Source organism: Clostridium pacaense, from assembly GCF_020709765.2.
GTDB lineage: Bacteria > Bacillota > Clostridia > Lachnospirales > Lachnospiraceae > Enterocloster > Enterocloster hominis.
Genome location: NZ_JAJFEB020000004.1, coordinates 394,750 through 407,398, shown reverse-complemented (window position 1 = coordinate 407,398; position 12,649 = coordinate 394,750). Strand labels below are relative to the sequence as shown.

General features: G+C 51.9%; 10 protein-coding genes. 1 reads left to right on the top strand and 9 read right to left on the bottom strand.

The window, feature by feature from the left end; genetic code table 11:
• Positions 1–128: 128 nt before the first annotated feature.
• From LK536_RS39985 to LK536_RS39965, 5 genes are all read right to left on the bottom strand, one after another.
• Positions 129–1,256, bottom strand: coding sequence for an alpha/beta hydrolase family protein (locus tag LK536_RS39985; protein ID WP_227795378.1), 1,128 nt, complete (start codon positions 1,254–1,256; stop codon positions 129–131).
• A 114-nt stretch (positions 1,257–1,370) separates the two neighbouring features.
• Positions 1,371–2,570, bottom strand: a complete 1,200-nt coding sequence (locus tag LK536_RS39980) for an ABC transporter permease subunit (protein WP_506092121.1) — start codon at positions 2,568–2,570, stop codon at positions 1,371–1,373.
• A 50-nt stretch (positions 2,571–2,620) separates the two neighbouring features.
• Positions 2,621–3,661 carry an ABC transporter permease subunit gene (locus tag LK536_RS39975; protein ID WP_025486810.1) on the bottom strand — a complete coding sequence of 347 codons (1,041 nt, stop codon included), beginning with the start codon at positions 3,659–3,661 and terminating at the stop codon, positions 2,621–2,623.
• 2 nt (positions 3,662–3,663) lie between these two features.
• Positions 3,664–5,256, bottom strand: a complete 1,593-nt coding sequence (locus LK536_RS39970) for a sugar ABC transporter ATP-binding protein (protein WP_227795379.1) — start codon at positions 5,254–5,256, stop codon at positions 3,664–3,666.
• Positions 5,257–5,361: 105 nt separating this feature from the next.
• Positions 5,362–6,579, bottom strand: a complete 1,218-nt coding sequence (locus LK536_RS39965; protein ID WP_227795380.1) for a DUF3798 domain-containing protein — start codon at positions 6,577–6,579, stop codon at positions 5,362–5,364.
• A gap of 427 nt (positions 6,580–7,006) precedes the next feature.
• On the opposite strand from LK536_RS39965, the gene LK536_RS39960 reads away from it, so the two are divergent.
• Positions 7,007–8,005: a LacI family DNA-binding transcriptional regulator gene (locus LK536_RS39960; protein WP_008717207.1), complete on the top strand. Its 999-nt coding sequence runs from the start codon at positions 7,007–7,009 to the stop codon at positions 8,003–8,005.
• Between the two features lie 20 nt (positions 8,006–8,025).
• Here the strand turns inward: LK536_RS39960 and LK536_RS39955 are convergent, their stop codons facing one another.
• From LK536_RS39955 to LK536_RS39940, 4 genes are all read right to left on the bottom strand, one after another.
• The gene (locus LK536_RS39955) at positions 8,026–9,900 is read right to left on the bottom strand and encodes a thioredoxin domain-containing protein (protein ID WP_235712107.1); all 1,875 of its coding nucleotides are present in this window, start codon (positions 9,898–9,900) and stop codon (positions 8,026–8,028) included.
• 38 nt (positions 9,901–9,938) lie between these two features.
• Positions 9,939–10,103, bottom strand: coding sequence for a DUF255 domain-containing protein (locus LK536_RS39950; protein ID WP_008717209.1), 165 nt, complete (start codon positions 10,101–10,103; stop codon positions 9,939–9,941).
• A gap of 106 nt (positions 10,104–10,209) precedes the next feature.
• Complete coding sequence (locus LK536_RS39945) at positions 10,210–11,073, bottom strand: TrmH family RNA methyltransferase (protein ID WP_227795381.1); 864 nt, start codon at positions 11,071–11,073, stop codon at positions 10,210–10,212.
• A gap of 61 nt (positions 11,074–11,134) precedes the next feature.
• Entirely contained in the window at positions 11,135–12,619 is a 1,485-nt protein-coding gene (locus tag LK536_RS39940; RefSeq protein WP_227795382.1) for an AAA family ATPase, read from the bottom strand.
• Positions 12,620–12,649: the final 30 nt, after the last annotated feature.

The window sequence follows — 12,649 nt, the reverse complement described above, 5'->3', positions numbered from 1 at the left end:
TCGCTACGCTTGGCGGTAAATACCCACGACTGGACTTTCACCAGCTAGATGAGTGCCATGCTCGGCACACTAGAAAAAAGGCCGCCGGTATGTACCAGCGGCCTTCATTGACCATATCCTCTCCCCTATCACACCATATGCTTATCCGCATAATTCATATACTGGTTCCAATCATACTCGTCCATATCATGGTCCCCGGTTTTATGGTGATGCCCCATACTGCCTTCATGAAGCGGGTTCTCCGGCAGGGGCGGCTCCGTCCTGTCCAGTCCTTTAAGACCGAACAGCCCATAGACAGGCGATGCCTGGACCAGGGATTCAAACTCAGAAGTAGGATCGGCCCAGCTGTCATTGGTCTTTGTTGACGTATAAACCAGCCTGGGCGCCATCAGCGCTACCAGGAAATGCTGGTCAAAGGGCATCTCCTCCTCATGGCCCGCATACTTCTGATAATTTTTCGCAAACCAGAACGGGAAACGGTCCAGTATCTGTCCGATGCTCTCTCCTGTTTTTCCCCGGGAGATTGCATCCCCGCTGTTTCCGGAACAGCTGCTGACAGCCATTGCAAACCGCTCATCCTGGGCCCCGCACCACAGGGCTGTCTTACCTCCCCTGGAATGGCCTACAACGGCAGCCCTTTTCTCATCAATCAGCGGCTCTGTTTCAAAGTAATCCATTACCCGGCTTGCAGCCCAGGCCCATACAGTAATGGTCCCCCATGCATCGTCCGGGCGGGAATCCTGGTATTCCGGGAACAGCCTGTGAAAGCCGATGGAAAACCCCTCTTCATAATCCGGGGCCACCTCCTGGGTCCTGAACACGGCGCATGCATAGCCTCTGGAAATGATGGTTTCGGCCGGATAGAAGGAACTGTAAAACTCCCTTGCGGGGTCACAGTTCATCGTGCCCCTGTTGCAGATTTCCACAAAAGCCGGAACCGGCTTATCCGCGTTCACGGGAATAAACACCTCGAAGGTGAAAATGAAATTCCGGTTCCCGCGGACCGCCTCAACCTCCACGGTCTTACGGATGGCCCGTCCGTTCATGATCTTCCCGCCCTGCCTGACAGCGGCCACGCGTATGTTGATCTGTACGTCACCCATATCAGGAAGACGCCCATACTCTTCCCTCCTTAAAATCTCCAAGATTTCCGGTCTGCGTTTCCCTGTCCAGTCCTCTGCTGTTTTCACCTCTGTTCCGTCAAGACAGGTAAATAATGAGGGGACATTCCTCTTGTTTTCTGGTCTATATATCATTTGGGATTCTCCTTTTTCTTATATTCATTTCATTCATTCCCGCCGTCCGCCCTAAGGAATCCGCCAGAAGTACCCCCTTAGGGCATCCGGCGGAAAGCCACTTTCAAGCGCGCCCTAGACTTCCGCTTCCGCCGCTGCCTTTGCATTTTCCTGGGCTTTATGCATTGCGTGCAGCACCAGTGCCACGGCGATGACGCCGTTTGAGATAATGGTACGGAAATACTCCCCCACCTGGCTGTCATTGAAAATCTTCGTACCGGCGGCCGGAGCCAGCAGAAACAGCAGCTGGAACAGCACCACGCCGATAAATGCCTGTTTTACATTGGCCCGGTCAATGGACGCGCCTCCCACCAGCAGTGCGGCGATGGAGAAGGTTCCCACATTCTGCTGGGCCGTATAAGTACTGAACGTACCCATGTTCTGCAGGAAGGCAAACTGCCCCCAGGATGCCAGGACCGTGGAAAATATGGTTGCAATGATACGTATTCTGTTCACATTGATGCCTGCGGACTCCGCTATATGGATATCGTTCCCGACGCTCCTGAAATCCTGCCCCAGCTTCGTGTTCATGACAAACTGGCACAGCAGGCTCACCAGCAGGATAAAAATCAGGGTGATGACCGGAATACTGCATCTGCGGATAACGGCTGAGGTCACTGGAATCACCAGAAGCGCCGCCAGCAGGATTCCAAGACCTGCCCACCTTACAATCCTGCCCCTGCGCCCTGCTTTCTGTTCCTCATCCCCTGCTTTCCAAAGCCGATACCCGGTATAGACAGTGAATATGGCAAACCCGATGATGCACACAGTGGAAAGGGGCAGCTTATACGCCGCATCCAGGGCGCCTTTCATCCCCTCCTGCAGGTTCAGGGTGTCCTTCACGCCGATACCTGTGCTGATACTCAGCTGGTCATCCCAGAACGGGATCACGGTCCCAAGAAGCACCAGAAAAATCAGCAGGTATATGCCCTGGCCAAAATAGCCCGCAATCATTCCGGTAATCATTTCCTGGCCCCTTGTCCGGTTGAACAGCCTGCCCAGAAGATAGCCGCAGAGCACGGAAACCGCCGTACACATCACCAGCGCCGCCGCGATTCCGGCCACGCCCGTAAGCCGCCAGTGCGTCACGAAGATAAGGGCTGCCTGTGCGCTCATGGCTCCCACCACGATTCCGAAGTTCAGTCCCATGCCGGTCAGGATGGGTATGATAAGGGCCAGGACCATGATGCTGTTCCTCATGACACGGTTAATCAGGTCGCTGGCAACCACATAGGGATTCTGTCCCGCAATGGTATATGCCGCAATACACAGCATACAAAAGAATAAAACCACAATATTTTCTGAAATCCATTTTTTTATCTGATTCATTTTTGCCTCGAGCCCTTTCCTAACGCGTACAGAATAATACCATTGCTAATAATCATCCTTACAATATCCGAGATATTGCTTTCCGGCAAAATAACATTGGCCACCGGCAGGGACAATGTGAGCAGCCCCTGGAATATCATGACGCCAAACAATACGTTAAAAATAGACGCTTTTTTATTGGAAGCCCCTCCGATCAGTACTGCGGCCACTGCGGAAAACGACATCATTTTCGGCGAATCATAAAACTGCAGGAATCCAAAGCTCTGGGCATATACCAGGATACCGATACCGCCAAGGACCGTGGACAGGGTAATACCCCATATCCTCATCCTGTCAACATTGATGCCGTTCGCCCGGGCAAGTCCGGGATTCTGTCCCGCGGCCCGCATCATGGTACCTGTCTTGGAATGCATATAAAGATACATCAGGAAGCACATGGCAAAAAGGAACAGGAACGTACCCGTCGGAATGACCAGGTCTCCCAGATGGATTGGAAGGAACCCGTCCAGGATATCCGCCCAGTATTCCGCCAATGTAACATCCTTCCTCACGCCGCGTCCCATCTGCATCCTGAGGACCAGGTTGTTAAGGGGAACGAACAGCCAGACAATACACATGATGGAAATCATGGTAAAACCCACATAGGTGGCAATGATCATCTCAGAACCCTTGACCCGGTTCATCAGCAGCCCGTAAAGGTATCCAAACACCAGGGAAAACGGGATGGAGCATATGATTGCAGCCGCAAAGCCGGCAAGCCCGGTCAGTTTCAGGTTAAGGCTGATAAGACCGCCGATGAGTCCGCAGATAATGCCGATGGGAAGCGCAAAGTTCATGCCTGCCCCGCATACCATGATGGGCACCATGGTAAGTACCAGGACGCCGTTCATTGCCATCCGTGTAAATGCCTGGGAAAACAGGGTTGCCGTATTCAGGCCCAGCATCGGGACCATGGCAGCCACCACAAGGAAAAAGGTTACAGCCACAATCCTTGTAAATCCGAAATCTTCGATATATTTAATCATTTTGACTTTCATTATCACTGTACCTCCAATGCGTCCAGGCCGGACATCAAAAGGCCGAATGTCTCATCCGAATCCGTTGGTTTCAATACGCTTTTCACACGGCCGTCATAGACCACCGCAATCCGGTCGCACAGGGAACGCAGCTCCACCAGCTCGCTGGATGTAATGACAATGGTGATACCCTTTTCCCGGTTCAGGGTCAGGAGATAATCCAGGATTACCTTCTTGGCGCCTATATCAATCCCCCGGGTAGGCTCAGACACAAACAGCATATCCGGTTCAAATACCACTGCCTTGGCAATACAGACCTTCTGCTGGTTCCCGCCGCTTAAATCCGACGGGTGCTGCTCGCTGTTCACGCACTTAATCCCCAGCTCCCTGACCATGTCGTCAGCCGTACGTTTCATGGTCCTCCGGTCCAGCTGGCGGAAGAATCCATAGGATTTGAAAAACCTGTTTTTAATCTGCATCGCAAGCAGGCAGATATTCATCCGGATGCTTTCATCCATAAGCAGGCCGATTCCGCTGCGGTCCTCGGATACAAAGCCGATTCCGTCCTTAAGGACTTCCAGCGGACGGCCAAAGGGAAGTTTCTTCCCTTTATATATGACTTCCCCGAAGGCGGGGTATAAACCGGCTATCCCGTTTGCAATGGCAAGCTTCCCCTGCCCTGCCAGGCCGCAGAACCCAAGTATCTCACCCTTATGTATATCAATATCAACGCCCTTCACATTCTCCCCTGGCATCTTAACGCTTAGACCTTTAATCTGCATGATCGGGCCGTTTTTTTCAATCTCCTCCACGGGCCTGCCTGCAATGGCTGAAAAGTCAACATTCCTTCCCACCATCAGCTTTGCCAGCCCCACCACATCCACTTCCCCTTTTCCGATGGTGTCCACCAGTTCCCCGTCCCTGAGCACCACAATCTTATCCGATATCTCCATAACCTCATCCAGCTTATGGCTGATGAAGATCACGGCAACCCCGGCCGCCGAAATCTCCCTGGTTGTATCCAACAGCCAGGTGGATTCCATGTCGGTCAGGACGGCCGTCGGCTCATCAAACACGATTAATTTGATATTCTTCTTGTCGATTTCCCTGGCTATCTCCACAAACTGCTTATAGCCCACGGACATGCTTCCAACCACGGTGGACGGGTCCACCTTCAGATGGATCTTATCCAGGGCTTCCTTTGTATCCGACTTCATGTGCCTGCGGTCCAGGGTACTCATGCTGTTGCCCACTATACGGCTGACCACATTGGGCTTCGTATTTTCACGGTTCAGCTTTACATTCTCGGTTACTGTATAGGACGGAAGCAGCATGAACTCCTGATGCACCATTCCAATGCCCAGGTTCATGGCCTGTCCCGGCGATGCCATCTGTACGGGCTGGCCTTCCCATATGATCTGCCCCTCATATCCCCCGGTATTCACAATACTGGCCATCCCAAACAGGATATTCATCAACGTGGACTTTCCAGCCCCGTTCTCCCCTACCAGGGAAACAATCTCGCCTTTGCCCACCTGCAGGCTGACGCCTTTGAGCACCTTGTTCCGATTGAATTCTTTTTCGATATTTTTCATTTCCAGAATTATATTCTGCATTCTTTTCTCCTGACAAACCCTGTTCATGATATAACTGTGCTGCCACGGCATGCCGCCAGCGGCAGCATGCCTGCAGGCCCTATATAAGGGCCTGCCTGTTACCAATTAGAATATATACATATCCCTTGAAACAGTGTACCAGTTTTTATACTCCTCGCCTGTCTGGTCATTCACACAGTTCTGATATGTAACGCTGTCCCCATAAATATCCTTCATCAGCTTCTTTACTTCTTCCAGGTCAGGAAGGCCATCCACCTCGTTCACCTTGCCGTCGCAATAGTCAACCGCATACTGGAACAGGAATTCAAGCTCGCAGCGGATATAGGACTTATCCCAGCCCCCAACCCTTCCGTTCATATCATACTCACCCAGCTTATCGGAAATCAGCTTTGTCACGTACTCTGCATCGTATTTATGTTCATCATCCACCTCGAGGCCAAGGGCGCCGGAAAATGCGCTGAATGGTGACGGGTCCGTATGGCATGGATAGATGCCGCCGTTTTCCACAACCGCCTTTAACATGCTCTCCTGAATCGTGCTGACCGTTGCAAAATAGGCAACATCCTTGGTATCATACTGCTGCATCAGGGAAGGTATGTTCTCCAAAAGGAACTGCTGCGCGCCGCTGATTCCTGCATCACCGGCAGGATCCGGCATCGTAACCTGCTCAAACTTGACTCCGTTTGCCTCGCATACTTCCTGCATGGAATCCCTGTAGCGGACCTTCATGGAATTGCTCATATGGCGGGCAAAGCTGTAGAAAACGAAAACCTTTGCGCCTGTGTCAACCGCCATCTGTGCAACCGCCTTCCCGTATAACTCCGGGTCAATGGTCAGTAACAGGTCCCCAACCTTAGCCATCTCATATACGTCTTCATTCAGGGAACCAAACAGGAACTTAATGTCAGGGCGCTCTTCTTTAATCTTATTCACCGTTGCAATGGTGCCGATATCCGCATTATCAAATATCATCACCTTTACATCGGGGTCCATGGCAATATTTAACGCTTTGGAGATTGTAACTTCCTGCTCATTCTGCGGGTCCTCAGGAAAAACATCCATGATGAACTTATCCGATCCATGCTTTTCAACCAGCAGTTCAGCCGTCCTGTAATATTCCTCACGGGTTGCCAGGGGACTGATCATCAGTCCGATCTTATAAGTTCCGGATGCATCCTCCGGCGCTGCCTCCGTCTGTTCCTGTGCCTCTGCCGCCGTGTCCTTTGCCGCTGCAGGGGCAGCTGGTTCTGGGCTTGAACCGCATGCCGTCATGCCCGCAACCATAGATACCGCAAGTGCTGTTGCTAAAAATTTTTTCAACATATTCTTCTCCTCCTGATCATTGTACTATTTCCACAACCATACATGTATGTAAGCAATTACATTCTAGCATATATACCAGACGGCTGTCAATAAAATATCGACACGAATTTATATTTTATTTTTATTTATCAAAAAGGGGGTTTCAGAGTAAGAGCACGATATTTTTGTATATTTTTTATATATTAGCGCTTTTTTATCCAATTATATAAACAAATTAATCAAATTTTACTATGGTTTTTATTTTTGTATCTGTTTTGTAAATTTGACATATCACTTATATTACACCACGATTCCCATATTTATATACTCGAGTTTATAAAAATGCCAACATTCATCTGGCGCAAACTTTAAAACTATGATAAAATAAATTGGAAAAATATCCAGGTACTTTCAATAGTTCCAAACAGGTTAGAAAGCGAGTATATCCATGAGGCAAAAGGTCACACGTAATGATGTCGCGAAACTGGCAGGAGTTTCCCCGGCAGTTGTTTCGTATGTTATTAATGATTCCAATTATGTAAGCCAAGAAAAACGGGAGGCTGTCCTGAAAGCTGTAAAAGAGCTTGAATACACCCCCAATGTTTTTGCTAAAAGCCTTAGGACCAACCGCTCCAACCAGATTGCACTGGTTGGGGATACCTTACAGGCAGAATTGTATGAAGAGCTTTCAGCTCAGTTATTCCAAAAGGGGTATTTCTCCTGTCTGTTTTACAGCCAGAAGGAGGATACTTTCATTAACAGATTGATAGAAGGACGGTTCGCTGCCATATTCATGGCAAGCAATGCTTTTACGGCTGAACAGCTGAACCGGATTGTCCAGAACGGGATACCGCTGATATTATATCAGAGCCGCGAATATATAGGCCTTGATCCAAGGATTGTCATCCGGGCTCCTGATATTTATAATGATGTGAAACAGATATTGAATTATTTAATCATGAAAGGGCACACACGGATTGCCTTCGTTGCCCCATTAAAATACAGGGCAACCGGGGCTGACGGTGATGATTTCCGGGCAAGGGCGTATTCCGAAACCCTTCAGGCCAATCACATCGAAGTCAACCCGGATTTCTTTTGCAGGCACACGCAGTCGGAGGCAAGCCTTCTGGAGGATGTGGTTTATATCATGACCTCCTACAATGCCAGCCAACGCCCAACCGCCTTTGTTGCCAGCGATGACCATATGGCTGCCCAGGTCATGCAGTGCATCAGGAAACTGAACCTGCGCATCCCCGATGATATTGCCATTGTGGGTTCAGGCAATATTGCCAGTTCCCAGATAACAACCCCGGAGTTAACCACCATCGACAGCGGAATCCCGGACTTTGCATCCGAAGTTGCGGATGCATTATTTTGTATGGCCAACGGTGAGACGCCGGATGACCGTCTGTACAAAGGCAGGCTGATCATCCGCGGCAGCACGTAAGCCCCATGGCGTTTCACACCCTAATGTCCCATTAATCCCTGCAGCTTATCCACAACCTCCTCCAGCTCCGTAACCATTGGCATGCAATTGCCGCCGCTGCAGAGATAAAACGCTGCCCCTTTTCCAGGAAGCGGATAATCCCTGGTATAAGGGGCCAGCTCTCCAAGTGCCTGCGCATTGTCTTCTGTTTTTACGGTCACCGACAATCCCGGTGTGGTCTGCCCCAGATAGCCGAGCCTGGCCAGCAGCCGTGTCCGCTCTTCCCCGGCATAAGATGGGGACAGGACACACACCAGTTCTTTTGTCGGATACAGCACATCCATCATGACCAGCAGCCCATAGCTGTGGCCCGGTGGATATCCGGCCATGGCGCCGGCCAGATAGTGAAGCTGCTTATCCAGTATCTCCTGCCACTGTACCTCTCCTGTTATCTGGGCCAGCTGCTGAAGTACACGTGCAGCCGCAGAATTTCCTGACGGCACCGCCCCGTCATAGGCTTCCTTTGTCCTTACGATCAGCTGCTCCCCGTCCTCTGCATACAGATAGAAACCGCCGCGTTCCCGGTCAAAGAATTGCAGGACCATGGTTTTCGCCCAGTAAACCGCCTGTTCCAGATAACCAGTCCCAAATGTGACTTCGTACAGTTCCAGCAACGCCAGCGCATAACAGGCATAGTCATCCAGTTTCCCCTGGCCCGCGGCATCCCCGTCCCGGTAGCGCACCCGCAGACGCCCATCCTTCACAAGGTGTGTCCTGATAAATGCCTCAGCCCGTACAGCCATATCCACATACTGCCCTGCGCCCAGCACTGCCCCGGCCATTGCACATGCGCATATCATCCATCCGTTCCATGAGACCAGGATCTTATCATCCTTGTGGAGATGCGCCCTGCGGATACGGTATTCATATAACTTCCTGCGGGAGGTTTCCTCCCCGGCAGTCTCGTAATCCTCATTTCCCAGCAGATTCGGTATATTCTTTCCTTCAAAGTTTCCTATTCCGGTAATCCCAAATTGACTGCAGAAGTCCGCCCCATCTTCCGGCCCCAGCACCTGTTTTATTTCCTCAGGCGTGAACACATAATACCTGCCCTCCACGCCATCGCTGTCCGCATCCTGCCCGCAGTAGAAGCCTCCTGAAGCATGGGTCAGTTCCGCTTCCACATAACCAAGGATTCTTTGCACCACACGGGCATACAGCCCCCGCCCGGTAAGGCCGTATGCCTTTGCATAGGCCATCGCCAGCAGGGCATTGTCATAAAGCATTTTCTCAAAATGGGGCACCAGCCACCATTCATCCGTGGAATATCTGGAAAAACCGCCGCCAATGTGGTCAAAGATCCCTCCCCTGTACATCTGTACCAGGGTATCTATCGCCATGTCCACTGCCCCTGGTTTGTTTTCCCTTACCCCGTATTCCATCAGGAACATAAGGTTGTGGGGCGTGGGGAACTTAGGCGCCTGGCCAAAGCCTCCATTCATTTTATCAAAACCATCCCCAAAGAGCCTGAAGGCCCGGTGCACCACTTCCAATCCCGGTTCTGCCGACACATCCGCCTGTTCCTGTTCCTTTAAAAAGGCCTCTATCCGGCCCGCACCCTCAAGGAGCCGTTCCCGTCCCCCCTTCCACTGCGCCGACACCGCTGCCAGCAGTTCCTCCAGTCCCACCCTGCCATACCGCGCTTTGGGCGGAAAATAGGTCCCGGAAAAAAACGGCCTGCAGTCAGGCGTCATGATGATGGTCAGCGGCCACCCGCCCTGCCCGTTCATGGCCTGACAGACCGACATGTATACGGAATCCACATCCGGCCGTTCCTCCCGGTCCACCTTAATACAGATATAGTCCCTGTTTAAAATCCCGGCAATCCCTTCATTTTCAAAGGACTCCCGTTCCATCACATGGCACCAGTGACATGTACTTTTCCTGCGGACCGTCAGCTATACCCAATAGATAGGAAAACAGGCTTATCCTGCGACCTTGCTTTCTCAAATGCCTCCTCCCCCCACGGATACCACTGCACCGGATTATATGCGTGCTGCAGCAGGTAGGGTGATTTTTCATTGATTAACCTATTGGGTTCATTCTTATGATTGTCCATGGGACCACCTCCTTTCTCAGAAAAAGGATATGTCTGCGGCTGCATACATATCCTCTTTGGCTTATTTGCTATTGATTTTCCTCAGTTAGCTTCCCCGGTTTGTCCCTTAATTATTCCCTGGCGGATATGACCCGCTGTCCTCATGGAAAGCCCTCCCAATCTGCCAGAACATAACCGCGCTTGCCGCTGCAACATTTAAGGAATCCACGCCGTGGGACATGGGGATACGGACCGTGTAATCGCAGTCCGCAATGGTTTCTTTTGACAGCCCGTCCCCTTCTGTCCCCAGGATGACTGCCAGTTTATCTTCCGCCATCAGCCCCGCATCGTCAATGCAGATGGAATCATCGCTAAGAGCCATTGCCGCCGTCTTAAATCCCATCCCGCGCAGCCGGCTGATTCCCGGCTGGGGCCAGGAACACCGGCTGTCCAGGATGGTCCACGGAATCTGGAAGACAGTCCCCATGCTCACCCGGATGGCACGCCGGTACAGCGGGTTGCTGCAGGCGGCCGTCAGCAGGATGGCGTCCATGCCCAGGGCAGCTGCAGAGCGGAAAACAGCCCCTATATTGGTGGGATTCATCACATTTTCCAGCACTGCAATCCGGCGGGCGCCCCCGCAGACATCCTCTAAACCCGGCAGCGGCGGGCGGTACATGGCGCACAGCATCCCCCGGGTCAGGTGGAATCCGGTCAGCTGCGTAAGCACGTGAAATTCAGCGGTATAAACAGGTATCTCCCCGCAGCGCTGTATGATATCCCTGGCCTGTGTCCCCACGTGCCTGGTTTCCATCAGCAGGGATATGGGGACGCATCCCGCGTCCAGGGCGCGCTCTATGACCTTGGGACTTTCCGCGATGAAAATCCCTTTTTCCGGCTCATGGCGGTTTAAAAGCTGTCCTTCCGTGAGCCGGGCGTAGATATCCAGTTCCGGGGCGGAAAAATCCGTTATTTCAATGATATTCGGCATAAACCTCCTCCTGATCCATAATCTGTCAGATATCCGGGCATATCTGCGCTAATCCGGCCGTCTATCCCAGAAGTCTACGCACCATCCCCGCGTCAAAGGTAACAGACGGGACATGGTTGACCTCTATCTGGTAAAGCGCATTGGCAGCCATGTGTTCCGCCGCCTGCTCCAAATCACGGATTCCCGTGGTGTTGGAATACTTTTCAATCACCGCGTCAACGGCATCCGGGGGCACCACACATTCCTGTTCAGCCAGCCCCATGCGCCTGAGGACCTTGGGCAGTGAATAGTTTGAGAATATGATATTCTTTTCCTCCGGCGTATAATCAGGGATGTCTATCACTGCAAAGCGGGACATCAGGGGCGCGCTGATCTGGCTCTTATCATTGGCAGTGGCAATGGGGTAGACGCCTCCGGTGGGTATCATGCACTCAATATAGTTATCGGTAAACCCAAGATTGTCCAGAAGGGTCAGCAGGACATCTGCCGGATTGCTGCTGCCCTTGCCCGAGGACGCCTTATCCAGCTCATTGATGATAAAAACAAGGTTGGATTCCCCTGCCATGGAGAATGCCTCCATGATGATGCCCGGCTTTGCATTCGTATAGATACGGGAACTGCCGGTGAGCTGTTCCGAATCATTGATGGAACTCATATCAAGGGTTGTCCACGGAAGCTTCAGGATACGGGCCACCGCATAGGCAATCTGCGACTTGCCGGTTCCGGCAGGCCCCACCAGCAGCATACCGTACGCGGGAAGGGTGTGGGTGCGGTTAATCTGTATGATGGTTTCAATAATCCGCTGTTTCACCCGCTCCATGCCGTAAAGCTCCTCATCCAGGATACGGCGGGCCTCCTGGGGATCAATGGACTCAAAATAATTATTTTTCCACTGGATGTTCATCATGATGGAGAGGGCACGCTGGGCATGGCGCCTCTCTTCCGGGGTGACTTCATGGGAACGTGCAACGGCAAGGTTCCTCCTGGCCCAGAGCCGGATATTGTCAGGAAGGGTCCTGCCTGCACAGTTCATGAAATCCGATATGCTCTGCAGGCTGGTCAGCTTCATATTGTCGCCGCCCACCTCTTCCTCTTCCTCTTCCAGCTCATCCGCCGGGGCGCTGCTTGCCAGCAGCCTGTCTATCATGAACTGGAGGAAACCATCCTCGGCAGAAAGTTTGGTCCCGCCCCCAAAGGCCACTTCGCGTATCTTATAAACCGCATACCCATCTTCCCGGTTCTGGCCGGACAGACGCACGCTGATGTGGTTTTCCCCCAGCCACTTGAGAAGGCTGATGAAACGGGCGTCAACCTGCAGGATATCCGCCGGAAACGTCCCGTCCTTCTCCTTGAATTCAAAGGCCGTCTGTCTGGCCTGGTTGGCAAACACACCGCAGGAATGATGCTTCCATGCCCGCCTGCCGTTATCCAGGACCACCATGGGCCTTTCCGGGGTTGCGGTTGTTTCATTGGAACGCAGCACCGTGTAGGTACATACGCACTCCTGTTTCTTATCTGGTGTATGATTGAAATCAAATACCGGCATTGTATGAATCCTCCCTTGCTTATTACCCAT